Source organism: Streptomyces sp. SJL17-4 (assembly GCF_036826855.1).
Classification (GTDB): Bacteria; Actinomycetota; Actinomycetes; order Streptomycetales; family Streptomycetaceae; genus Streptomyces.
Window position 1 is genome coordinate 6795911 of the sequence record NZ_CP104578.1, and the last position, 24495, is coordinate 6820405.

The 24495-nt window shown below is 72.6% G+C and carries 21 protein-coding genes; 11 read left to right on the top strand and 10 right to left on the bottom strand.

Translation table 11 applies throughout. The annotated features are described in order from the left end of the window. Positions 1 to 32: 32 nt before the first annotated feature. The gene (locus N5875_RS30590) at positions 33 to 767 is read left to right on the top strand and encodes a TetR/AcrR family transcriptional regulator (RefSeq protein ID WP_318206982.1); all 735 of its coding nucleotides are present in this window, start codon (positions 33 to 35) and stop codon (positions 765 to 767) included. Here N5875_RS30590 and N5875_RS30595 read toward each other — a convergent pair. From N5875_RS30595 to hmgA, 3 genes are all read right to left on the bottom strand, one after another. After that, complete coding sequence (locus N5875_RS30595; protein WP_338499314.1) at positions 754 to 1914, bottom strand: type ISP restriction/modification enzyme; 1161 nt, start codon at positions 1912 to 1914, stop codon at positions 754 to 756. The two genes, N5875_RS30590 and N5875_RS30595, sit on opposite strands and share 14 nt — an antisense overlap. A gap of 226 nt (positions 1915 to 2140) precedes the next feature. Further along, on the bottom strand, positions 2141 to 2890 hold the full coding sequence (locus N5875_RS30600; protein WP_318206981.1) for a GntR family transcriptional regulator: 750 nt from the start codon (positions 2888 to 2890) through the stop codon (positions 2141 to 2143). Positions 2891 to 2930: 40 nt separating this feature from the next. Continuing rightward, a complete protein-coding gene (gene hmgA / locus N5875_RS30605; protein ID WP_318206980.1) occupies positions 2931 to 4307 on the bottom strand; it encodes a homogentisate 1,2-dioxygenase in 1377 nt (458 codons plus the stop codon). Between the two features lie 219 nt (positions 4308 to 4526). Here hmgA and N5875_RS30610 point away from each other — a divergent pair, with 219 nt between their 5' ends. The 10 genes from N5875_RS30610 to N5875_RS30655 all read left to right on the top strand — a co-directional run bounded on the left by N5875_RS30610 (position 4527) and on the right by N5875_RS30655 (position 18059). Next, positions 4527 to 6773 carry a right-handed parallel beta-helix repeat-containing protein gene (locus N5875_RS30610; protein ID WP_338497411.1) on the top strand — a complete coding sequence of 749 codons (2247 nt, stop codon included), beginning with the start codon at positions 4527 to 4529 and terminating at the stop codon, positions 6771 to 6773. Then, positions 6770 to 7579, top strand: a complete 810-nt coding sequence (locus N5875_RS30615) for a hypothetical protein (RefSeq protein WP_338497413.1) — start codon at positions 6770 to 6772, stop codon at positions 7577 to 7579. The genes N5875_RS30610 and N5875_RS30615 overlap by 4 nt, the downstream gene beginning before the upstream one ends. Beyond that, positions 7576 to 8859 carry a hypothetical protein gene (locus tag N5875_RS30620; protein ID WP_338497415.1) on the top strand — a complete coding sequence of 428 codons (1284 nt, stop codon included), beginning with the start codon at positions 7576 to 7578 and terminating at the stop codon, positions 8857 to 8859. Before N5875_RS30615 ends, N5875_RS30620 begins: the two co-directional genes overlap by 4 nt. Before the next feature lie 19 nt (positions 8860 to 8878). Next, complete coding sequence (locus N5875_RS30625; RefSeq protein WP_318206976.1) at positions 8879 to 9583, top strand: TetR/AcrR family transcriptional regulator; 705 nt, start codon at positions 8879 to 8881, stop codon at positions 9581 to 9583. Positions 9584 to 9658: 75 nt separating this feature from the next. Next, positions 9659 to 11860 carry a molybdopterin oxidoreductase family protein gene (locus N5875_RS30630; RefSeq protein ID WP_338497418.1) on the top strand — a complete coding sequence of 734 codons (2202 nt, stop codon included), beginning with the start codon at positions 9659 to 9661 and terminating at the stop codon, positions 11858 to 11860. Positions 11861 to 12159: 299 nt separating this feature from the next. Next, the gene (locus N5875_RS30635; RefSeq protein ID WP_318206974.1) at positions 12160 to 13593 is read left to right on the top strand and encodes a citrate:proton symporter; all 1434 of its coding nucleotides are present in this window, start codon (positions 12160 to 12162) and stop codon (positions 13591 to 13593) included. 122 nt (positions 13594 to 13715) lie between these two features. Next, entirely contained in the window at positions 13716 to 14354 is a 639-nt protein-coding gene (locus N5875_RS30640; protein WP_338497419.1) for a hypothetical protein, read from the top strand. Continuing rightward, complete coding sequence (locus N5875_RS30645) at positions 14341 to 15090, top strand: class F sortase (RefSeq protein ID WP_338497421.1); 750 nt, start codon at positions 14341 to 14343, stop codon at positions 15088 to 15090. The genes N5875_RS30640 and N5875_RS30645 overlap by 14 nt, the downstream gene beginning before the upstream one ends. A 378-nt stretch (positions 15091 to 15468) precedes the next feature. Beyond that, on the top strand, positions 15469 to 16860 hold the full coding sequence (locus N5875_RS30650) for an aldehyde dehydrogenase family protein (RefSeq protein WP_318206971.1): 1392 nt from the start codon (positions 15469 to 15471) through the stop codon (positions 16858 to 16860). Positions 16861 to 16976: 116 nt separating this feature from the next. Then, the gene (locus N5875_RS30655) at positions 16977 to 18059 is read left to right on the top strand and encodes a Zn-dependent alcohol dehydrogenase (protein ID WP_318207370.1); all 1083 of its coding nucleotides are present in this window, start codon (positions 16977 to 16979) and stop codon (positions 18057 to 18059) included. Between the two features lie 60 nt (positions 18060 to 18119). On the opposite strand, the gene N5875_RS30660 is transcribed toward N5875_RS30655, so the two are convergent. Genes N5875_RS30660 through N5875_RS30690 form a run of 7 tightly spaced genes read right to left on the bottom strand, consistent with a single transcriptional unit; the run spans position 18120 to position 24383 of the window. Beyond that, positions 18120 to 19055, bottom strand: a complete 936-nt coding sequence (locus N5875_RS30660; RefSeq protein WP_338497424.1) for a PDR/VanB family oxidoreductase — start codon at positions 19053 to 19055, stop codon at positions 18120 to 18122. Between the two features lie 2 nt (positions 19056 to 19057). Continuing rightward, positions 19058 to 20509 (bottom strand): cytosine permease, encoded by a 1452-nt coding sequence (locus N5875_RS30665; RefSeq protein WP_338497426.1) that lies wholly within the window; start codon positions 20507 to 20509, stop codon positions 19058 to 19060. A 25-nt stretch (positions 20510 to 20534) separates the two neighbouring features. Then, complete coding sequence (locus tag N5875_RS30670; protein ID WP_338497427.1) at positions 20535 to 20915, bottom strand: Rieske (2Fe-2S) protein; 381 nt, start codon at positions 20913 to 20915, stop codon at positions 20535 to 20537. Further along, positions 20912 to 21841, bottom strand: a complete 930-nt coding sequence (locus N5875_RS30675) for an iron-containing redox enzyme family protein (RefSeq protein ID WP_338497428.1) — start codon at positions 21839 to 21841, stop codon at positions 20912 to 20914. The genes N5875_RS30670 and N5875_RS30675 overlap by 4 nt, the downstream gene beginning before the upstream one ends. Then, positions 21838 to 22644, bottom strand: a complete 807-nt coding sequence (locus tag N5875_RS30680; RefSeq protein WP_318206966.1) for a dihydrodipicolinate synthase family protein — start codon at positions 22642 to 22644, stop codon at positions 21838 to 21840. Before N5875_RS30680 ends, N5875_RS30675 begins: the two co-directional genes overlap by 4 nt. 25 nt (positions 22645 to 22669) lie before the next feature. Next, on the bottom strand, positions 22670 to 23215 hold the full coding sequence (locus N5875_RS30685) for a DUF6190 family protein (RefSeq protein WP_318206965.1): 546 nt from the start codon (positions 23213 to 23215) through the stop codon (positions 22670 to 22672). Then, entirely contained in the window at positions 23205 to 24383 is a 1179-nt protein-coding gene (locus N5875_RS30690) for an aminotransferase class I/II-fold pyridoxal phosphate-dependent enzyme (RefSeq protein WP_055601596.1), read from the bottom strand. Before N5875_RS30690 ends, N5875_RS30685 begins: the two co-directional genes overlap by 11 nt. Between the last annotated feature and the right edge of the window lie 112 nt (positions 24384 to 24495).

Sequence of the window (24495 nt, forward strand, 5' to 3'; positions counted from 1 at the left end):
CGTAACTACGATGGGGGGCGAGGTGATGATCCATGACGGGCCGAGCGGCCGAACCGGAAGTGATCTGGGCGCGCCCCGAGCGCGCGGGCCGAGGCCCGAAACCGGCGTACAGCCGGCGGGACATCGTGGACGCCGCCGTGCGCGTCGCCGACACGGACGGCATCGACGCGGTCTCCATGCGGCGGATCGCCGCCGAGATCGGCTGCGGCACCATGTCGCTCTACAACTACGTCCCCCGCAAGGAGGACCTGTACGAGCTGATGGTCGACGCGGTCAGCGGCGAGTACGCGTTCCCCGAGCCCAGCGGCGACTGGCGCGCCGACATGACCGGGATCGCCCACCAGAGCCGCGCGATCATGTACCGGCACCCCTGGCTGCCCCGGGTGATGACGACCGCCTACGGATTCAGCCCCAACGCCCTGCGCTTCCTGGAGTGGTGCCTCGGCTGTCTCGTCCCGCTCGACATCCCCCCGGGGCTGAAGATGCAGCTGATCGCCATGGTCAACGGCACGGTGATGGCGACCGTCGCCAACGAACAGGCCGTCGCCGAACGGGCCCGCGGACTTCCCTGGTCCGAGGAGGAGGAGCAGGCGGTGCGCGGCGCCTACCTCAGGGGGCAGGTCGCGAGCGGGCAGTACCCGCACCTGGCCGGACTGCTTGCCGAGGCCCCCGCCGTCCCGGCCGACCCGGACGCGATCTTCGCCATGACGATCGGCCGTCTCCTCGACTCGTTCGCGCCGCCGGAGGGTCCCGTCACAGCAGCATGAACTGGCCCTCCGGGCCCTCCTCCTGATGGTCGAGCACCGAGGCGGGACGGCGGGACCCGGCCGGCGGCGGCAGGACGCCCGCCGCCCGCAGGTGCTCCCGGCCCGTGGACCCTGCCGCCTCCGGCGTGAAGGCCGCCCGCTCCGGCTCCCGCGCGCCGAGCAGCGCGAGCACCGTGACCAGGTCGAGCAGCTCCGAGGTCCACTCCTGCGGCCAGGCGGCCGGTCCGATCGCGTCGAGCGACCCGGGCTCCGCCGGGGCGGTCCGGTGCGCGAACCACTGCTCGAGGATCCGCGCCCCGCCGACGCCGAACTCCCAGGCCTCCGCCGGTACGGGGGAGATGCGGCCCTCGTCGAGACAGAGGGCCTCCTCGGCGGCGTCGTACGTCATCGCCTCGGGGCGGGGCGGCACCGCCGCCCGCACGTACGGGCGGCGCCCGCCCGGCAGCCGCGGTTTCGTCCCGGTCAGCGCACCCCGCGTCTGGAGGTCGACGAGGTCCCGGCCGAGCGCCACGCCCGCCGCCCAGACCTCCGGGTCCTCGGGGATCGGCACCCGGCACCCGGCGGGGGAGGGCCGGGCCGTCGCCACCGTCCACGCGAGCCACTCCAGGGCGTCGACCTCGTGCCCGTACCGCTCGCCGAGGAAGCCGAGGAGACCGGGGGCGAGGTTGGGTTCCAGGCCCCCGGGGCGCCGGAAGAGGGGGCGGATCCGGCCCGGCCGGCCGCCGGGGGAGCGGCCTTCGGGCAGCGCGGCCGTCACCAGGAGCGCGGGGCCGGCCGCACCGGGCACGTACCCCTGCTCGACGGCGAAGAGCTGCGGTTCCCCGGCGACCCGCCAGAGCTCCGGCCGTGCGGTGTCGATCAGCCGGTGGTCGGGCAGCAGCAGCTGCTCGTCGAAGGGCCCGCACGCGATCCGTACGGGCTCCGGGCACGGTCCCGACTCACGGGCCCAGCGCACGGTCCCGGTCCGCCGGCCCGGCAGCGCGGCGACCGCGCTCGCCGGGGTCCGCGCCCGACTGGGACGGAACAGGGCCTCCCGCTCGGCCCCTTCGGCCGCCACCAGGCGGTCCCAGCGGGACCGCAGCGTCCGCGCGTCCGGCGCCACGATCCACGAGCGGCCGAAGCGCAGCGGCGCGACGGACCACGGCATGAGGTCGTCGAGGAGGGGGAGGTCGTCGACAAGGGGCGCGTCGACCGGCGACGCGTCGACAGGCGGCCCCGGGGCAGGCGGCGATGGGGCATGTTGCGCCCGGCCGGGCGGCGCGTCGGCGAGGGGAGGCAGATCGGCGTCGTTCGCTCCGGGGGCTTCCGTCACGCCCCGCATGCTAACGACCGCCGTCCGCGCGCCTCCACTGTCCGGAGGCCCCGGCCCCCTGCTACTGCGCTTCGACCGTGACCGTGAAGGAGAAGCGGTCGCCGCGGTAGCGGATGCGCGCCACATCGACGACCCGTCCCTCCTCGTCGTAGGTCACGCCGGTGTAGTGGAGGATCGGCGACAGGAGCGGGACCTCCAGGAGAGACGCCGTCTCCGGGTCGGCGAGACGGGCCTCGACCGTGTCCGTGATGCGGCTGATCCGCACCCCGACGACGTCCCGCAGCACCTTCGTCATCGGCCAGCGCTCCAGATCGGCCGGGTCGATCGCGGCGGCGAGCTCGGGACGCACCGCGTTCTCCGCCCAGTTGGTCGGCTCGCCGCTCTCCCCGTCGCGGCGCAGCCGCCGGTACGCCACGATCTCCGTCAGGTCGGGGAAGTGCTCGGCGAGCTCGCCCGGCACCGCCTCGGTGCCGTGCCCGAGGACCGTCGTCCGCTCGCCCGACTGCTGGGCCACGATCGCGTCGATCGAGCCGAGCAGCCGGCGCGGGGTGGAGCGCCGGGCGCCCGGCTCGATGAAGGTCCCGCGCCGCCGGTGCCGGCTGATCAGGCCCTCCTCCTCGAGTTCTTTGAGGGCCTGGCGCATCGTGAGCACGCTGACGCCGTAGTGCGCCGCGAGCTGCTCCTCGGTGGGCAGCCGCAGCGAGGCGTCGGGCGTGCGGCCCAGTATCGAGGCGCGCAGCGACTGCGAGACCTGATACCAGAGCGGCAGCTTGCGGTTCAGGACCAGCGAGTCGGGAGCGAAGGCGGTCACGGGTTCTCCGTACGAAGGCTACGGGCTTACGGCCGAGACACTACGGCCGAAAGTGGCGCTCAAGACCCTGCCATACGTCGTCGTAGCCCTGCTGCAGGTGGTCGGCGCCCGCGGCCTGCGGGGTCGCGGTCACCGGCCAGCGGGTCTCGAACATGAAGGCAAGACCGTCGTCGATCTTCTGCGGCTTCAGCTCGGCGGCGCTCGCCCGGTCGAAGGTCTCCCGGTCGGGGCCGTGCGCGGACATCATGTTGTGCAGCGAGCCGCCGCCGGGCACGAACCCTCCCTTTCCTGCGGTCTTCGCGTCGTACGCGCCCTCGATGAGGCCCATGTACTCGCTCATCACGTTGCGGTGGAAGTACGGCGGCCGGAAGGTGTCCTCGCCGACCAGCCAGCGCGGGGCGAAGACCACGAAGTCCACGCTCGCGAGCCCCGGGGTGTCGGAGGGCGAGGTGAGGACAGTGAAGATCGACGGGTCGGGGTGGTCGTACGAGATCGTCCCGATGACATTGAAACGGTGCAGGTCGTAGACGTACGGAGTGTGGTTGCCGTGCCAGGCGACGACATCGAGCGGGGAGTGGCCGTACGTCGCCGACCAGAGGTTGCCGCAGTACTTGTTGACCACCTCGACCGGACCCTCGACGTCCTCGTAGGCGGCGACCGGGGCCCGGAAGTCACGGGCGTTGGCCAGGCCGTTGGCGCCGATCGGGCCGAGGTCGGGGAGGTGGAACGGGGCCCCGTAGTTCTCGCAGACGTAGCCGCGGGCGGTCTCCTCCAGAAGGTCCACGCGGAAGCGGACCCCGCGGGGGACCAGCGCCATCTCGCCGGGGTGGACGGCGAGCAGGCCCAGCTCGGTGCGGAGGAGGAGGCCGCCGCGCTCCGGGACGATCAGCAGCTCGCCGTCCGCGTTGCCGAAGACCCGCTCCATGGAGGCGTTCGCGTGGTACAGGTGCACGGCCATGCCGGCCCGCTGGGTCGCGTCGCCGTTGCCGCCGAGGGTCCACAGACCGGCCAGCCAGTCGGTGCCGGGGGCCGGGTCGGGCAGCGGGTCCCAGCGCAGCCGGTTGGGGTCGGGCACGGTCTCGTCGAAGGGCGCGGAGCGGACGTCGCCGTTGTCGATCCGGGTGAACGGCGGGTGCGCCGCCGAGGGACGGATCCGGTAGAGCCAGGAGCGGCGGTTGTGCGCCCGCGGCTCGGTGAACGCACTGCCGCTGAGCTGCTCGGCGTAGAGACCGAGGGGTGCCCGCTGCGGTGAGTTACGGCCGTGCGGCAGCGCGCCGGGGATCGCCTCCGAGCTGTGCTCGTTGCCGAAACCGGTGCTGTAGCCGAGCGCCTCGGCCGTCTTCCTGGCCTGTTCGCGCTTCTCGGCCTGCGCGCGCTGCTCTGCCCGATCGCGCTTCTCGGCGTGCTCCGTGGTCATCGCCCGCTCCTGTCCTGAGCCCACAAGGGAAGCCCACAAGGGAATCCTATGCATGACCGTAGGATTCCGCGCGGCTCACGTCAACGGGGTGCCGTGAGTCGGTGGCCGAAACGGGACGGCCGCTTCCGGGTAGCGGAGTGCCGGGGTGTCGGAGCGCCCGGAAATCGGGTGCTGCGCGAGGGGGTCAAAAAAGATGAACAGTGCTCTACTCTCACGCGCATGTCCTGGACCCGAAGGTTCGTCCTCGCGCTCTCGGTCGTGTTCGTGGCCCTCGCCACGGCCCTGCTCACCGCCCCCGGGGCCCAGGCCCACGAGGAGCGGCCCGTCACCTTCCCCGACGGCTCCGGCACCGTGCCGAAGCTCCGCACCGGAGAACCCGACCTCCTCGTCTGCAAGACGGACCGGGCCGCGTTCGAACGCCGGATCTCCGGCTTCCCGGCCTCCCTCAAGGCCCGGAACCTCACCCTCTACGAGCGCTGCGTCCGCGATGGCTACCGCCACCTCCAGCAGGCCGTCGACGCCGTCGACCGGCCCGGCCTCACCATCGCGATCCTCCCCGGCCTGTACGAGGAAGAGCCCTCGCTGCCGCCGCCCACCGGCGCCTGCGCCACGCTCAAGGCGCCCCAGTCCTCGCTCGGCTACCAGGTCCTCAGCTACGAGCAGCAACGGCAGTGCCCGCACAACCAGAACCTCGTCGCCATCCTCGGCAAGAAGAACCTCCAGATCGAGGGCACCGGAGCCTCCCGCCTCGACGTCGTCATCGACGCCAAGTACCGGAAACTCAACGCGCTGAGGGCCGACGGCACCGACGGCGTCTACTTCCGCAACTTCACCGCCCAGCGCACCACGTTCAACTCGCTGTACGTGCTCGCCGCCGACGGCTTCGTCATCGACGACGTCCTCACCCGCTGGAACGACGAGTACGGCTTCCTCACCTTCGCCTCCGACCACGGCCTCTACAAGAACTGCGAGTCCTACGGCAACGGCGACTCCGGCATCTACCCCGGCTCGGCCTCCGACATCAACGACGGCCGCGGCTACGACGTCCCCCGCTACTCCATCGAGATCACCGGCTGCCGCAGCCACCACAACATGGTCGGCTACTCCGGCACCGCCGGAGACTCCGTCTGGGTCCACGACAACGAGTTCGACCACAACATGGGCGGCGCCTCCATGGACTCCGCCTTCCCCGGCCACCCCGGACTGCCCCAGAACCACGCCCGCTTCGAACGCAACCTGATCCACGACAACAACCAGAACTACTATCCGTACGTCGCCGACGGCACCTGCGCCAAGCCGCCCGTCGAGCGCGGCTACGAACAGGGCGTCGTCTGCCCCCAGATCTCCATGCCCCCCGGCACCGGCATCATCACCGCAGGCGGCAACTGGAACCTCTACGAGGGCAACTGGGTCTACGGCCACCAGCGCGCCGCCTTCTACCTCAACGCCGTCCCCGCCTTCATCCGCGGCGAATCCGCCTGGGGCAAGCAGACCGACACCTCCCACCACAACCGTTACGCGGGCAACCACCTCGGCGTCGACAAGTCAGGCACCGCCCGCCCCAACCGCACCGACGTGTGGTGGGACGGCCAGGGCAGCGGCAACTGCTGGCAGTCCGACACCGGCGCCGCCAGCCCGGGCGCCCTGCCCGGCTGCGGGACACGCCGCGGCGACGTCTCCGGCGACACCGACCGGCTCATCGGCGAACCCGTCAAACTCGCCCAACTCCTCGTCTGCGCCGACTACAACGTCCAGGCGCGCCGCCTCCCGGCAGGCTGCGACTGGTACGGCGCCCGCGGCCTCCAGCGCGTCGAGACCCAACTCGCCCTCGGCACCTCCCTCGTCCTCGCCCTGACCGGCTTCGCCCTCTGGTGGCGCCGCCTGCGCGGCAACCGCCTCGCGGGCGCCGCCACCCTCATCGGCCTCGCGGGCCTCGCCCTCGACGTCGCCGGCTCCACCCTCGCGCTCACCCCGACCGTCGTCCCCGCCCTCGCCCTGCTCTTCACCGGCGTCTGGTGGACCCTCCTCGGCCTCGCCCTGCGCACCTCCCGCCCCGTCCTCGCCCGGACCACCGTGGTCCTCGGCGCCCTCACCCTCCTCGACGCCTTCGACAAGGCGATCCTGATGGTCCCCGGCATCCCCCTGAGCCCCGCCTGGCTCCGCCTCCTGCTGGGCGTGATCTGGGTCCTGTGGGCGGTCGTAGCCGCAGGAGCCCGCGCCCCGTCCCCGACGGGCGCGCCCCCGACCCCCGCCCCCGCCCCCGAGGCGGACCCCGGCGCGGCCCCTGGGGCGGCCGAGGCCCCTGGGGCGGCCGAGGCCCCTGGGACGGCCGAGGCCCCTGGGACGGCCGAGGCCCCCAGGGCGGCCGAGGCCCCCGGAGTGGGCGCGGCCCCTGGGACGGGTGCGGCCCCCGGCCCCGGCGCCGCCCCGGTCGATACCCGGCCGCACGGCGAGGCCACGGCGTGAGGCGGCCACCCATCGGCGTCACCCGCCGGCCCCTCGTCGCGGCCCTGACCGCAGTCCTGGCCGCCGCACTGCTCCTCACCGGCTGCGGCGGCCGGGCCACCACCCACCACAAGCCCGGCACCAGCCACCAGGAGGCCACCGGAGGCACCGGCACCCTGCTCACCGCGCGGGACGAGAGCGGGCACCGGCTCCGCGAACTCCCCGCGGCGGACGCGCCCGCCGTCCGCGTCGAGACCCGCCCCGACACCGAGGGCGGCTGGAACGTCCACCTCACCGTGGAGAGGTTCCGCTTCACCCCCGACAGCACCGGCGGCGCGGCCCTCCCGGGCCGCGGCCACGCCCGACTCCTGATCGACGGCCGGGAGACCACCCGTCTCTACGGCCCGTGGGGATACGTGCCCGCCGGCACCCGCACCCTCACCGTCCGCCTCCACGCCGACGACCACACCGCCTGGGCCGTCGCCGGAGCCCCCGTCCAGGCCACCGTCCGCCTGGACGGCACCGCGCCCCCGAGCCCGGCACCGAAACCCCGGCCGACCGCCACCGAACGCACCGTCGACATCACCGTCTCCGGAACGACCGTCCAACCACCTCCCTCCCGCGTCGAGTTGAAGAAGGGCGAGCGCCTCACCCTCCGGGTCACCAGCGACCGCGCCGACACCCTCCATGTGCACGGCTACGACCGCGAACTCCCCCTCTCTCCCGGCACCCCCGCCACCCTCACCCTCACCGCCGACCGCACCGGTCTCTTCGAGGTCGAGACCCACGAATCCGGGCTCCTGCTGACCCAACTCGTCGTCCGATGACCGGCACTCTCACCCAGGCCGCCCCACTCGCCCACGGCGTGGGCTCCCGGCACGACCTCCCCCTCTCGCCCTTCTACGCCTACGCGGGCGCCTTCGCCGCGCTCCTCATCTCCTTCCTCGCCCTCGGGCTGCTCTGGTCCTCCTCCCGCTTCCGCGGCGACCTGTCGGGACGCCCGCTCCCCGCCGCCCTCCAACGGGTCGCCGACGCCCCCGCCACCCGCACCGCGCTCCGGCTCCTCGGCGCCGTCGCCGCCCTCGTCCTCCTGCTCCACCTCCTTCTCGGGCCGGACGACCCCGACCGCAACCCCGCGGCCGGCGCCGTCTACGTCCTGCTCTGGGTCGGACTCGTCCCCGCCTCCCTCCTCCTCGGCCCCGTCTGGCGCCTCTTCAACCCCCTGCGCGCCCTGCACTCCCTGCACCCGCCGCGGAACCCCCGTCCGCTGCCCGCCACCCTCGGCATCCGCCCGGCCGCCCTCGGGCTCCTCCTCTTCACCTGGCTCGAACTCGTCGCCCCCGACAACACCTCCTCCGCCACGCTCCTGATCGCCCTGACACTCCACGCAGCCGTCCAGCTCATCGGCGCCGCCCGCCACGGCGACCGATGGTTCGCCCACGCCGACCCCTTCGAGGTGTACTCCTCCCTTCTCGCCCGGCTCTCTCCCCTCGGCCGCCGAGCCGACGGCCGACTCGTCCTCCGCTCCCCCTTCCACGGTCTCGACGCCACTCCGCAGACCCCCGGTCTCGTGGCCACCGTCTGCGTCCTCCTCGGCTCCACCGCCTACGACGGCCTCTCCGACAACCCCCGCTGGATCACCACCCTCCAGACCTCACCCCTCGGCCCCGTCCCCACCGCCACGCTCGGCCTGCTCGCCGCCGTCGCCCTCGTCGCCGCCTGCTACGGACTCTGCGCGGGCGCCCTCCGTCTGCTGAACCGCGCTCTCACCACCCCGCTCACCTCCTTCGCCCACTCGCTCCTGCCCATCGCCCTCGGCTATCTCATGGCCCACTACTTCTCGCTCTTCGTCACCGAAGGGCCACGCACAGTCATGATGGCAGGGGGCACTGACAACGCCCTCGCGCCCGCCCCGTTCCTGGGCCCCGGCGGCCTCGCGACGCTTCAGGTCACCGCGATCGTCACCGGCCACGTCCTCGGTGTCGTCGCCGCGCACGACCGGTCCGTCCGCCTCTTCCCGGCCGACCGCGCGGTCGCCGGCCAACTCCCCCTGTTCGCGCTGATGATCGCGTACACCCTCGGCGGTATCGGCCTGCTGATCGCCTGAGCCCGACCGGAGCGGCATCATGGTCCCCGTGCCCCAGACCAGCCCCCAGACCCCGCCGGTACTCCGCCGGGCCCCGGTGCAGCAGCGCAGCGCCGAGCGGCTCGCCCGGATCCTCGACGCCTGTGCCGGACTCCTCGACGAGACCGGCTACGAGCAACTGAGCACCCGCGCCGTCGCCGCTCGCGCCGGAGTCCCCATCGGTTCCGTCTACCGCTTCTTCGGCAACAAGCGGGCGATGGTCGCCGCCCTCGCGCACCGGAACCTCGACGAGTACGCCCGGCGGGTCTCCGCCCGGCTCGCCGAGGCGCCGCGGCTCGACGCCCACGGGGCCATCGACGGCGTCCTGGACGAGTTCATCGCGATGAAGCGGACCGTCCCCGGGTTCGCCCTCGTCGACTTCGGCCTGCCCGCGCCCGCCCCGGGCGAGAGCGGGGCCGGCGGCGACGATGACGGTGACCGCGACGCCGACGCCGACGGCGAGGATGTCGTCGGGAGTGCCCTCGACGACCCCAACCGCCTGGTCGCCGAGCGGCTCTGCGATCTCCTCGCCACCCATCTGGACCGACCCGCCGACGACGACCTGCGGCGAAAGGTCCTGGTCGGCGTCGAGACCGCCGACGCCCTCGTCCGGCTCGCCTTCCGTACGGACCCCGCCGGCGATCCGGCCCTCATCGACGAGACCCGCCATCTGCTTCACGCCTATCTGGCGCCCTTGCTCGCGTAACTCCCGCAGACCCCTCCCATGCGTCCCTACCGGTCGGTATGCTCGGCGCTCCCGACGCCGCCCCAGGGAGACGCCATGTCCACCGCCCTGCGCACCTGCCCCCTCTGCGAAGCGACCTGCGGACTGACTCTGACGATCGACGGGTCCCGGGTCACCGGGGCGCGAGGCAACCGCGAGGACGTCTTCAGCCAGGGGTTCATCTGCCCCAAGGGTGCCGCGCTCCCCGAGATCGACGCCGACCCCGACCGGCTCCGCACCCCGCTGGTCAGGAAGGACGGACGGCTCCAGGAGGCGACCTGGGAGGAGGCGTTCGACACGATCGCGTCGAGAATCCGTCCGCTGATCGAGGAGTACGGGCCGGATGCCGTGGGTATCGTCCTGGGCAACCCCAATGTGCACACCATCGCCGGCGCCCTCTACCCGCCCCTGCTGATCGGCGCGTTGCGCACGCGGAACCTCTTCACGGCATCGACGATCGACCAGATGCCCAAGCACGTCTCCAGCGGCCTGCTGTTCGGAGACCCCTTCGCGATCCCCGTTCCGGACCTGGACCGCACCGATCACCTGCTGATCCTCGGAGCCAACCCGCTGGACTCCAACGGAAGCCTGTGCACCGCCCCCGACTTCCCCGGCAGGCTCAAGGCACTGCGCCGGCGTGGCGGCACCCTCACCGTCGTCGACCCCCGGCGCACCCGCACCGCACGTCTCGCCGACCGGCACGTCGCGATCCGCCCCGGCGCCGACGCGTTCCTCCTCGCCGCGCTCGTCCACACCCTCTTCGAGGAGGGGCTCACCGACCTCGGCCCGCTCGCCGCCCATGTGGAGGGGGTCGAGGAGGTACGGGCGGCGGTGCGGGAGTTCAGCCCCGAGGCGGTCGCCGACGCCTGCGACGTGGACGCGGACACCATCCGCACCCTCGCCCGGGAGCTCGCCGCCGCACCCACCGCCGCCGTCTACGGGCGGATGGGCAGCTCCACCGTGGCGTACGGCACCCTCGCCAACTGGCTCGTCGACGTCCTCAACATCCTCACCGGCAACCTCGACCGGCCCGGCGGCGCCCTCTTCCCCCTCTCCGCCACCGCGCCCGCCCCCCGCCCCGCGGGACCCGGCAAGGGCTTCGCCCTCGGCCGCCGGCACAGCCGGGTCTCGCACCACCCCGAGGTCAAGGGGGAGTTGCCGATGGTCGCGCTCGCCGAGGAGATCGAGACCCCGGGGGAGGGCCGCATCCGGGCACTGATCACTGTCGCCTCCAACCCCGTCCTGTCCGCGCCCGACGGAGACCGCCTGGACGCGGCACTCGGCTCCCTCGACCTCATGGTCGCCATCGACCCGTACCTCAACGAGACCACCCGCCACGCCGACGTCCTGCTGCCCCCGCCCCCGCCCTCGCGGAGCGCCCACTTCGACTTCGCCTTCAACGCCCTCGCCGTCCGCGACCAGGCCCGCTACACCCCGGCCGCCGTCCCCCTCGAAGCGGACCGGATGGACGAGTGCGAGATCCACGCCCGGCTGATCCTCGCCGTCTCCGGGATGCACGGGGCTCCGCCGTCCGCCGTCGACCAGCTCGCGATCGACACCACCCTCGCCAAGGCGGTGACCCAGGAGCACTCACCGGCGTACGGGGCGGACCCCGAGGAGTTCGCGGCGGGGCTCACCGGGGACACCGGGCCCGAGCGCAGGCTCGACATGATGCTGCGCCTCGGCCCGTACGGGCTCACCCTCGACGAGCTGCGGGCCCACCCGCACGGCATCGACCTCGGCCCGCTCAAGCCGCGCGTCCCGCAGGTCCTCAGGACGCGCAGCGGACGGATCGAACTGTTCGCCGCGCCGATCGCCGCCGACCTGCCCAGGCTGCGCGCCGCGCTCGACGCCGTACCCGACTCCGGCACCGTCCAGCTCGTCGGGCGCCGCCATCTGCGCTCGAACAACAGCTGGCTGCACAACACCCCCGCGCTCGGCGGCGGCACGAACCGGTGCACCCTCCAGGTGCACCCCGACGACGCGGCCCGGCTGCGGCTCGCCGACGGCGGACTCGCGCGGATCAAGGGCGAGGGCGGCGAGCTGGAGGTGCCGGTCGAGGTGACCGACGGGGTGCGTCCGGGGGTCGTGAGCCTGCCGCACGGCTGGGGTCACGACCGGCCGGGTACCCGGTTGGCCGTGGCGTCCGCGCGCCCCGGAGTCAACGTCAACCAGCTCCTCGACGGCTCCCGGATCGACCCCTTGTCGGGCACGGCGGTACTGAACGGTTTCCCGGTCCAGGTCTCGCCCCTGCCGTGACCCAGGCGATGCCCCCTGCTGTGGCCCCGGCCGTGACCCCTCCGTGTCCCCGGCCGTGACCCCTCCGGTGTCCCCGGCCGTGACCCCTCCGGTGTCCCCGGCCGTGACCCCTCCGGTGTCCCCGGCCGCGACCCCTCCGGTGTCCCCGGCCGTGGAGGCGGGACCGTGACCCCGTCTTGACCTGGGGTTTTGCTCGTATTGCTCACGCGTCAACGTCTTGTTAACGGCAGAAGAGGGCACCTACCGTCATCCGGACCGCCGCTCGGCGGGAGTTCAAGGGTGAACGTGAGGTGTCCTCCATGCTGACCGTCCTCGGCTTCGCCATGATCGCGACCTTCCTGGTTCTGATCATGATGAAAAAGATGTCGCCGATCGCGGCACTCGTGCTGATCCCCGCGCTGTTCTGCGTGGTGGTCGGGCAGGGGGGCCAGCTCGGCGACTACGTCATCGAAGGCGTCGGCAAGCTGGCACCGACGGCGGCGATGCTGATGTTCGCCATCGTCTACTTCGGCGTGATGATCGACGTCGGTCTCTTCGACCCGATCGTCCGGGGCATCCTGCGCTTCTGCAAGGCCGACCCCGTACGGATCGTCGTGGGTACGGCCGTGCTCGCCGCGATCGTGTCGCTGGACGGCGACGGCTCGACCACGTTCATGATCACCGTCTCGGCGATGTATCCGCTCTACAAGCGGCTCGGCATGAGCCTGGTGGTCATGACGGGTGTCGCGGCCACCGCGAACGGCGTCATGAACACCCTGCCCTGGGGCGGGCCCACGGCCCGCGCCGCGACCGCGCTGAAGCTGGACGCCGGGGACGTCTTCGTGCCGATGATTCCCGCGCTGGGCATGGGGCTGCTCTTCGTGTTCGTCCTCGCCTACGTCCTCGGGCGCCGCGAGCGGAAGCGCATCGGCTACCTCACGCTCGACGAGGTCCTGGTGTCCGAGACCGACACGGTGCTCGCCACGGCGGGTGCCGGCGGTGGCGGCACGGTCGACCTCGCGAAGAGGCCGACCGGTGGTGCCGGTGACGCGCCGGGCTCCGGTGAGGGCAACGGCGAGAGCGAGAGCGAGGGCGAGGGTGAGGATGAAGGGTTCCAGGGGCTCGACCCGAACCGTGCGACCCTGCGCCCCAAGCTGTACTGGTTCAACGCCGGGCTGACGGTCGCGCTGCTCGCCGCGATGATCCTCGAACTGATGCCGATCCCGGTGCTGTTCCTGCTCGGCGCCGCGCTCGCCCTCACCGTCAACTACCCGAAGATGGCCGAGCAGAAGGCGCGCATCGCGGCCCACGCCGACAACGTCCTCAACGTCTCCGGCATGGTCTTCGCCGCCGCCGTCTTCACCGGTGTCCTCACCGGCACGGGCATGGTCAAGCACATGGCCGACTGGCTCGTCGGAGCCATCCCCGAGGGCATGGGCCCGCACATGGGCCTGGTCACGGGTGTGCTCAGCATCCCGCTCACCTACTTCATGTCGAACGACGGCTTCTACTTCGGCGTCGTGCCGGTTCTCGCCGAGGCGGGCGCCGCCCACGGCGTGTCGCCCCTGGAGATCGCACGGGCCTCCCTGGTGGGCCAGGCGCTGCACATGTCGAGCCCGCTGGTCCCCGCCGTGTACGTCCTCGTCGGCATGGCCAAGGTGGAGTTCGGCGACCACACCAGGTTCACCGTGAAGTGGGCCGCGCTGACCTCGCTGGTCGTCCTCGCGTCGGGGATCCTCTTCGGCATCATCTGAGCCGGACGGGCGACTTCGGAGGGTGGCGCGCGCATGTCGCCACCTTCTGTAGCCGTGTCGTGACAGATAGTCGGATTATCGCAGTAAGCGTCCGATGTGCTCACGACTGGAGGACTTCCCCCATGACGACTCCCCCCACCCGCACTCTGCTCCGCGCGGCGCTCGCCACCCTGGCGCTCGGCGGTGTGACCCTCGCCGGCGCTCCGGCGGCCCTCGCCGCGCCCGGCGACAACGGTGACGTCAAGGTTCACCGGGAGAACACCAGCACCAGCAGCCAGGTCAACGAGCCCCACGTCGGGTGCCCGTTCTACTTCGCCGCCTTCAACTTCGACGGCCTGCAGAGCGTCCAGTACAAGATCTTCCCGCAGCCGGGCGAGCCCGGTAACCAGGACGATCCGATCAGGGAGGGCAGCATCACCGTCAACTCGAACGGTGACGGGCACACGGGCGACATCAACCTGCGCTCCGGCATGTACAAGGTCGAATGGACCTGGCAGAACCAGCAGGGCGCGGCGAAGCAGAAGGTCTTCCGGGTCACCTGCGATCGGCCCAACGGAAACGGCGGTCCGGGCGGAGGCCCCGGCGGTCACGGCAAGCCCCCGCACGGCCCGGTCGGCGCCGGTGGTGGCGGCAGCGCGCAGATCGCCTCCGAGGACTCCTCCGCCTTTGGCATCGGCGCGGCCGTCGCCGCCGGCCTCGCCGGTACGGCGGGCCTCGTCCTGATCCGCCGCTCCCGTCGCCGGGGCGATGGCGCCGCGTAGGTCGTCCCGCGTCACGCGCAGGCGGCGGCGCCTGTTCCGGCTCGCCAGGACCGTGACGGTCACCGTGGTCCTGGTGACCGGCGTCGCCTCGTGGGCCGGAGACGAGGAGCCGGCCCACCCCGCGCCCGCCGCCGGCCCGGTGGCTCCCCACCGGGCCGGGACGGTCGCGGCGGCGGCCGGAGCGCCCGCCGCCCTGGACCACAAGGCGAAGCCCCGGGCGCGGCCGAAGGTCACGCCCCCGCCCCGGCCGTCGCCGCCACCCTCGCCGCTGGCCCGCTCGCGTCCCACCACCGTCGCCGTGCCGGCCATCACCATCGAGGCCCCGGTGGCCGAGCTCGCCCTCGACGGCGAGGGGCGGCTCGCCACGCCGCCCGTCGACAACCCCCGGATCGTCGGCTGGTACGCCAAGGGGGTCACCCCCGGGGAGCGCGGGACCGCCGTCGTCGTCGGCCACCGCGACACCCGCACCGGGCCCGCCGTCTTCCTCAACCTCGACTCGCTCAGCCCCGGCAACACCGTCCGGGTCGCCCGCGCCGACGGCAGGGTCGCCGTCTTCACGGTCGACCGCGTCCGTACGTACACCAAGGCCGAGTTCCCCGACAAGGAGGTGTACGGCTCCACCGGGCGGCCCGAACTGCGGCTGCTCACCTGTGGCGGAGCCTTCGACCGCAGCAAGGGCTACGAGGCGAACATCGTCGTCTTCGCCCACCTCACCGACATCGCCCAGGAGATCTGAACGACGGACCCCAGCCGCGTCCGTCGTCCGACCCGCCGCAACCGTCGGTCACCCACCAGTCCCTCGTCCACCCCGCTCCGGCGGGCCCACACCACCCGGCGCGCGCCCCACCTCGGCGCGCGCCGCTCCGATGTCCTCCTCGGGAATGGCCGGACGGCAAGGAGGCTTCCGCCAGTTCCCGGCGGGTACGGCTGTCCGGGGTGGCCGTGGACAGGGCCGGGGCCGGGCGGCACGATCGGTGGGGTACGCGGTACGCGGTCCCGGGCGCGCCGAGTGGTGCCCCAGTGAGACCGGGGGCACGTCCGGAGGCCCTGGCGCCCAAAAACTAACAGCGCTAGTTTGGGTGCCGAACCGGTCGGTAGTGTGAGGAGACAGCGGATGAAGGCGCACGACGCGATGTACATCGGCGGGGAGTGGCGTCCCGCCGCCGGTCCCGACACGATCGCCGTCCTCAACCCGGCGGACGAGCAGGTCATCGCCCACGTCCCGGCCGGCACCGCCGAGGACGTCGACGCGGCGGTACGCGCCGCCCGCGCCGCGCTGCCCGGCTGGGCCGCGACCCCGCCCGCCGAGCGCGGCGCCCGGATCGCCGCCCTGCGCGACGTGCTCGCCGCCCGCGCGGAGGAGATCGCCGCCACCGTCACCGCCGAGCTCGGCGCTCCGCCCCAGCTGGCCGCCGCCGTGCACGCCGGACTGCCGATCGCCGTGGCGGGGACGTACGCGGACCTCGCCGCCACCCACCCCTTCGAGGAGAAGGTCGGCAACTCCACCGTCTACGCCGAGCCCGTCGGCGTCGTCGCCGCGATCACCCCCTGGAACTTCCCGCTCCACCAGGTCGTCGCCAAGATCGCTCCGGCTCTCGCCGCCGGCTGCACGACCGTCCTCAAGCCCGCCGAGGACACCCCGCTGACCGCCCAGCTCTTCGCCGAGGCCGTCCACGAGGCGGGCCTGCCGGCCGGCGTGTTCAACCTGGTCACCGGCCTCGGCCCGGTCGCGGGACAGGCGCTCGCCGAGCACCCCGACGTGGACCTCGTCTCGTTCACCGGCTCCACCGCCGTCGGCCGCCGCATCGGCGCCCTCGCGGGCGGCGCGGTCAAGCGGGTCGCCCTCGAACTCGGCGGCAAGTCCGCCAACGTCATCCTGCCGAGCGCCGACCTCGCACAGGCCGTCTCCGTCGGCGTGGCCAACGTGATGTCCAACTCCGGTCAGAAGTGCAGCGCCTGGACCCGGATGCTGATCCCCGCGGACCGGTACGAGGAGGCGGTGGCGCTGGCCGCCGAGGCCGTCGCCAAGTACGTCCCCGGCGAGCGCCTCGGCCCCCTCGTCAACGCCAAGCAGCAGCAGCGCGTCCGCGGCTACATCGAGAAGGGCGTCGAGGAGGGCGCCCGGCTCGTCGCCGGCGGCCCCGAGGCCCCGCTCGAGACCGGCTACTACGTCTCCCCGACCGTCTTCGCCGATGTCACCCCCGAGATGACCATCGCGCAGGAGGAGATCTTCGGACCGGTCGTCTCGCTCCTCCGGTACGAGGACGAGGAGGACGCCCTCGCCATCGCCAACGGCACCGTGTACGGCCTCGCCGGAGCGGTCTGGGGCGACCCCGAGGAGGCCGTCGCCTTCGCCCGCCGCATGGAGGCCGGCCAGGTCGACATCAACGGCGGCCGGTTCAACCCGCTGGCCCCCTTCGGCGGGTACAAGCAGTCCGGCGTGGGCCGGGAGCTCGGCGCGCACGGCCTCACCGAGTACCTCCAGACCAAGTCCCTCCAGTTCTGAGCGGCCCACCGGCCGCGGCACTCCGCCGCACGCCACCGGCCTCGACGTTCCGGGTCGGACCACCGGCCGGTGGTCCGACCCGCCCACCCGACTCCCGAGGAGCACCGCACGTGAGCCTGATCCGCGCCGCCGTCCTGCCCGCCGTCGGCTCCCCGCTGGAGATCACCGGCATCGAACTCCCCGAGCCCGGCCCCGGCCAGGTCCGGGTCCGGCTCGCGGCCGCCGGCGTCTGTCACTCCGACCTGTCGCTCTCCAACGGAACCATGCGGGTGCCCGTGCCCGCCGTCCTCGGTCACGAGGGCGCCGGGACCGTCGTCTCCGTCGGTGAGGGCGTCACCCATGTCGCCCCCGGCGACGACGTCGTCCTCAACTGGGCGCCCTCCTGCGGAAGCTGCCACCCCTGTTCGCTCGGCGAGGTCTGGCTCTGCGCCGACGCCCTCACCGGCGCCGCGAACATCCACGCCCGCACCCAGGACGGCACGGACCTCCACCCCGGCCTCAACGTCGCCGCCTTCGCCGAGGAGACCGTCGTCGCCGCGGGCTGCGTCCTCCCGGTGCCCGACGGCATACCGCTCACCGACGCCGCCCTCCTCGGCTGCGCCGTCCTCACCGGCTGGGGGGCGGTCCACCACTCCGCCCGGGTCCGCGAGGGCGAGACGGTCGCGGTGTTCGGCGTCGGCGGGGTGGGGCTCGCCACGCTCCAGGCCGCCCGGATCGCGGGCGCCTCGACGATCGTCGCCGTGGACGTCTCCCCGGAGAAGGAGGCACTCGCCCGGGCGGCCGGGGCGACCGAGTACGTCGTCGCCTCCGAGACCACGGCGAAGGAGATCCGGAAGCTGACGGGGGGCCAGGGCGTCGACGTGGCCGTCGAGTGCGTCGGCCGCGCCGTCACCATCCGCACCGCCTGGGACTCCACCCGGCGCGGCGGCCGCACCACGGTCGTCGGGATCGGCGGCAAGGACCAGCAGGTCACCTTCAACGCCCTGGAGCTCTTCCACTGGGGCCGCACGCTCGCGGGCTGCGTCTACGGCAACTCGAACCCGGCCGTCGACCTGCCGGTCCTCGCCGAGCACATCCGCGCCGGCCGGCTCGACCTGAGCGCACTCGTCACCGAGCGGATCACCCTGGACGGCATCCCGGGCGCCTTCGAGAACATGCTCGCGGGCAAGGGCGGCCGGGCCCTGGTGGTCTTCCCCTGACAGCGCACACGGGGAAGCCCGTACCGGCCGCCGTGCCGGTACGGGCTTCCCCGCGTCGCGTCACAGATCCAGCACGAGACGGGCGCCGCGCGAGCGGCCCACGCAGATCATCATCGTCGCCCCCGAGGCCTTCTCGTCCTCGCCGAGGACGGAGTCGTGGTGCTCGGGCGTCCCGGCGATCACCTTCGTCTCACAGGTGCCGCAGAAGCCCTCCTCGCAGGAGTACGCGACACCGGGAACCACCTCGCGTACGGCGTCGAGCAGGGTCCGACCGGGCGGGACGTGCACGGTCCGCCCGGTCCGCCGCAGCTCCACCTCGAAACCGTCGCCGCCCCCGGAGTCCCGCACCGGCGCCGCGCCGAAACGCTCCGTGTGCAGCGGCCCCGGCCACCGTTCCTCCACCGCCCGCAGCAGCCCCTCCGGGCCGCAGCAGTACACCGCCGTCCCGGCCGGAAGCCCGGCGAGGGTGGCGTCCAGGTCGGGCAGCCCCGCCGTGTCCTGCGGGACGAGCGTGACGCCGGGGAGCACGGCGAGCTCCTCGCGGTACGCCATCGCCGCCAGGCTCCGGCCCCCGTACAGCAGGGACCACGACCCCGGCGGAAGCGAACGGACCATCGGAAGGAGGGGGGTGATGCCGATGCCTCCCGCGATGAACAGATACCGCTCGGCGGGCACCAGCGGAAAGCGGTTGAACGGGCCCCGCACCCCGAGGACCGTGCCCGCGCCGACGGAGGTGTGGATCTCCTCCGATCCGCCGCGGCCGTCGGGCTCCCGCAGCACTCCGAGCCGGTACGCGCTCCGGTCCGCGGGGTCCCCGCAGAGCGAGTAGTGCCGGACCGCACCGGACGGCAGCGTCACCTCCAGATGGGCGCCGGGCTCCCACGGGGCCAGGTCGGCGCCCGTGGGGTCGGTGAGGACGAGGCCCAGGACACCCTCGGCCTCGGGGACGGCGGACCGGACCGTGAGCCGGGTGGTGAGCGGGACAGTGGTGGACATCGTCACCTCGAAACTCGTGTCGGCGGCAGCAGCGGCTCCGGCCACACCCGGCACAGCACCCCGTACAGCACGGCGGCGACCGCGAAGGAGGCCGGCAGGCTCAGGTCGACGCCGCCCGTGAGACCGGTCAACGGCCCGGTGTACAACGGGTTGTTGACCCAGAGGACCCCGACGACCGCGCCGAGCACGAAGGCCGTGGCGGCCCGCGGGTTGACCCCGCCGGTGTACCAGTACCGGCCGCCCCCGCCCGTGGCGAAGGTGCGCAGCGCCTCCGCGTCGTACCGGCCCCGGTGGAGCACGTACCCGACGAAGAGCACCGCCGCCCACGGGGCGACGACGGTGAGCAGCAGCGTCACGAACGCCGACATCGCGTCCATGGCGTCGTACACCACCGCCCCCAGGTACAGCACGGCCGCCGCGAGCACCGCGACCACCGTGGTGACGGCGGCCCGTGAGGAGCGCCAGAACACGGAGTTGGCGGAGAGCCCGGCCGCGTACAGACAGAGCCCGGCCTGCGGCAGGGTGCCCGCGAAGCCGAAGACCACGACCGCGACCGCGAACCAGCCGGGCACCGCGTCCGTAAGACCCTGGAGCCACGGCTCGTCCGGGACGGGGAAGAGCGTCGTCACGTACGCGCCGGTGAGCAGCGCGGCGAGACTGCTGAGGAACATGGAGATCCCGCTGGCCCGCACGACCCGGCCGGTGGGCGTGGCGGCGGGCATGAAGCGGGTGTAGTCGCCCTGGAAGGTGGCGTACGACAGGGGCACGGTGGCGGAGGCGGTCGCCGCGAGCAGCCAGGTGTGCAGGGTGCTGTCGAGCGCGAGCGTCCCGCCGGCGTAGCCCGCGTCGAAGTCCGGGGCCAGGACGAGCACGGTGCCGAGGAGGACCACGCCGCCGGTGACCGCGGTGACCTTGTACGTACGGACCAGGGTCTCGTGGCCGCGTACGGCGACCAGCGCGACCGCCGCCGCCGTCACGAACATCGCCGCGGTCAGCGCGCCGGGGCCCGTGGGGGTGGAGAACAGCCGGTGGCCGGCGACCATGACGGCGGTGCCGCCCGTCCACACGGCGATGGCGAAGAAGCCGAGCGCGGTCACCACCGTGAGGACGTTGCCGACGACCCTGCCCCGTACGCCGAAGTGCGCGCCGCTCGCCACGGGATCGTTGGTGCCGGTCCGGACGCCGAAGCGGGCCAGCGGAGCGAGCAGCACCGTGCCGACGGCCACGCCGACGGCGATCGCGCTCGCCGAGGCCCACCAGCCGAGGCCGAAGACGACGGGCAGCGCGCCGAGCACGACCGTGCCGAAGGAGAACTGCGCGGAGGGCCAGATCCAGCCGAAGTCGGCGGGGGACGAGGTGCGTTCCGCCTCGGGCACCGGCGCGATGCCGTCGTGGTCGACCGCCGCACGGGGCGGCGTCACGGTGGACGCCGCCCCGGTCGGTGTGGTGGTCATGAGGCGCCCCCGGACGGTGTGGTGGTCATGAGGCGCTCCCGGACGGGGCGGCCCCGGAGGCGGTCGCTTCGGTGGGGGCGGCCGGGTGGCTGTCGTGCGCGGGGTCGCGCTGCTCGGGGATGCTGAGGTCCCCCGGCAGCACGTCCACCACCCGAAGGGCCGCGCACGCCGCTCCCGCCAGGCGCTCCCCGCTGGTCAGGTCGAAGGTGGTGTGGTGCAGGGGGCAGGTGATGCGCAGCCTGTCCCCGTCGACCCTGCCGTACTTGAGCCGGCCCCCGCGGTGGGGGCAGACGGCGGCCGCGAGGACCTTGCGGCCGCCGACCTCGACGAGGACCAGGTCCTCGGTCACCTGGCGGACGGTGGGCTCGTCGGAGCCCCGCCGGCGCCCCGCGGGCACGGCCGTCATGCGACGGTCTCCCGGGCTCGCGCGACGGCCGCCTCCGTGGCCGTCCCGACGATGTCGGAGGCCAGGCGCACGCCCGCCCAGATCTTCGCCAGGTCCGGCTCGTCGAGCGAGCGGATCGCCGTCCGCATATGACTGCTGTGGTACGAGTCGATGTACAGGTGCTCGGTGTAGTAGGCGTCGTGGGTGATCCCGAGCCGCCGCGCCGCCCGGGCGAAGCTCTGGAAGGCATACAGCACACTGGTCTCGAAGTAGGCGTACGCGCCCAGGAAGTACTGGGGCGAGGGGGCCCGGCTCGCCAGCCAGTGGAACATGTTGACGTAGGCGAAGCACTCGGGGGTCGTCTCGTCGAGGTAGTCGTCGAGCCGGAGGCTCATGCCGAGCTCGGTGAGCAGGTCGCGGTAGAGCTGGGAGTGCGCCTTCTCCTCGTTGCCGCAGCCGAGTTCGTCGATGAGGACGCGGAAGACCGCCATCGCCGAGCGGTACGGCAGCCGGGGCACCACCGGGAGCAGCGACTCCGACTCGGTGAGACCGTCGAGAGCGAACTGCCGCACCACGACCTTGAACTGATCGAGCGTCGCGTGCTCGGCGAGGAAGGTGGCGCTCTCCGGGAGCGAGGCCTCCTCCTCGGCGAGGAACTCCTTGAGCGCCTGGAGGAGCTCGCCGGCCGAGCCGAACCGGGGCGCGGAGGCCTCGTACGCCCGTGCCTTGGGCAGGATCCAGCGCTCCTCGATCGCGGTCATCGACCCGTAGTCGCCGAGGTTGGGGACCCGCCGGTAGAGGCTGTGCAGCTCGCGCTGGGAGGTCGCGGCCGGGGCCGTGATCGAGTGCGCGGCCACCGGGACGGCGGACGGGGCCGCCGTGGCCGGTGCGGACGCGGCGGCCGCTGACGGCGTGGACGCGGTGGGAGCGGCGGGGGTGGTGCTCATGCCGCCTTCGCCTCCTCGTGCACGGTCGGGGAGGCGATCACGCCGCGCCGGTGGAGTTCCTTCTTGACCCAGCGGTACCAGTCGTCCTTGAAGACGCCGTACCGCTCGCAGACGGTGTTGATCTCCGCCTGCCGGTCGGGAGTCGGGTCGACCAGCATCGCGTTGCACAGGGAGGGTTCGAGGTTGGCCAGCGGGCCGATGAAGCCGTCGATGCCGCGGGCGTCGACGAGGAGGTTCTCCCAGCCCTCGAAGACCGGGATGCCGGTGCCGGCCTCGGCCATGTTCCGGGTGAAGGCGGCGTCGCCGCTGGACTCCTTGATGCCGACGATCCCCGGGATCTCCTTGCAGATCCGGATCAGGGTGTCGAACTCGATGCGATTGCCCGAGAGCGCCTCCTCGTTGTAGAGGAAGATCGGGATGTCGAGGGCCGTGCGGATCGCCTTGTAGTGCTCGACGATCCCGTCCTGCGTCACCTCGGCGCCGAACGGCGTGGTGACGACGACGGCGTCGGCGCCGATCGCGGCCGCCGTCCGGGCCCGGTCGATCACCGCGTCGGTGTCGGGGAGCTGGATGCCGGCCAGGACGGGGAGACCGTCCGCGTGCCGGACGGTGTACGTGACGACGTCCTGCCACTGCCGCGCGTCGAGCTTCCAGCCCTCGCCGGAGGTCAGGGCCGGCATGAAGCCGTTGACCTCGGCGCGGATGTGGTCCAGGAGACGGACGACGCTCGGCTCGTCGACGACGCCGTGCTCGTCGAAGGGGGTGATCAGCGGGACGACGGTCCCGGAGTAGGTGCCAGGCATGAGTGGGGTGCCCTTCGGAACGACTTCAGAGGGTTTCGGAGACGACCTTCAGGACCAGCGACCGCCGGTAGAGGTCCTCCAGGTACGCGGGGAACGACGGCTCCTCACCGAGGGCGGGAGCGTCGGCCGGGGCGAGCGGCGCCAGCGGTACGACGGGCAGGCCGGCCGCCGCCCGGACGAGCCGGGGGCTCGCCGTGTGGAGCACGCCGCCGCGGCCGATGACCTGGGCCAGCAGCAGGCGTTCATGGGCGGGCAGACCGTCGAGCGCGGGCTCGGTGAAGGCCCGGCGGACGTCGTCCTCGGTGTAGCCGATCCGGTCGATGGCCAGGTCCGTGTGGAGGACGTCCATGAAGGGGTAGTACTCGTCCTGGAGACCCCGCTCGTAGCCCCACACGAGGTCGTCGCAGCGGCCGACCTGCTCCCAGCTCATGACGACCCCGCCCGCCTCCCCCGCGGCCAGCCGGCCGGCGAAGAAGGCCTTGGCGGCCACGCGGACCGCGTCGTCCTTGCTGTGCATGCCCATGAACGTCGTGGCGTCGATGAACACCACCGGCTCGGTGTCAGACGGCATAGCGCTCGAGCACCTTCCGCATCCGCTCCATCGCGCCGGCGAACAGCTCCGGCTCGCGGGCCAGGGCCAGGCGCACGAAGCGCTCGCCCTTCTCCTTGGTGTTCCAGTAGAAGAAGGTGCCCGGCAGGACGTACACCTCCTCGTCGAAGAGGACGGCCTGGAGCTGGGTGGCGGTCAGGTGCTCCGGCTTGATGCGGAACCAGGCGACGCTGGTGCCGACGACCGGCTCCTGGAACTCCAGGATGGTGCCGCTGAGGGCGTTGCGGGCGGCCTCGCCGTTGGTGCGGATGATGTCGCGGACGGAGGCGAAACCGTCGGTGATGGAGTCCTCGACGTACTGCGTGACCATGTTGAGGACGAACGGCGAGACGTTCAGGAGGACGCTGGTGTGGAGGTTGTAGACCTCCTCCTGGATGTCCTGGCTGGCCGTGATCATGGCGCACTTGGCGTCCTGGATCGGCCAGGTCTTGCCGGTGTCCTCCATGACCATGTACGTGACGCCGGACTCCTCCAGGAGCCGGTAGATGTCCACCCGGCCGATGCCCTCGTCGCAGAGCGCGAAGGACGCGAAACAGAAGTCCATCACCAGGACCTTGTCGTGGTCCACGCAGTAGCGGACGACCTCGCGGAAGCCCTCCAGCTTCTCGGCGAGCAGGGTGAACCCGGTGGGGTTGTTGGGGTCGACGAGGTAGATCGCGTCCGCGGTGATCTCCTCGACGAGCCGCTCGTAGATGGCGTCCTTGTCGTGCAGCGCGGACTCGGCGAACGGGGCGATCGGCACCTGCATGTTGCGCAGCAGGTCGACCAGGTTGTCGAAGCAGGGCTCGACCAACTGCACCGACATCCCGCGCTGCTTGAGGAACATGCCGGCGACCATCGTCGACACGCTCGCGGAGTACGAAAGGAGCGTGCGGCCCATCGCACGGGCGGTCGGCTGCTGGTGCAGCCGGAAGAAGGCGTCCAGGAACTGCCGCTCGAAGTGCGCCTGCTGCTTCGACTCGGACTCGTGCCAGAGCTCGGGAAGCCGCGAGACGATCCGCTCCTGGGAGGTGGACTGCCGCTGGTGGGTGTGCGCGTCGGCCAGGTTGAACCGGGTCTTCAGGGCTTCGATCTCGTGCTGGGTGAGGTCGACGAACGTGCTGACGTCTGCCTTGTCGGTCAACGACATGAAGAACTCCCGCTGTCGATGCGAATCTCCGTCCGGAATTCCGGCGGCGTGAATGACTGTAGGAGCTTCGACCGGCCTTGCGAATAACGGCCGGGTCACGCAATTAATAATC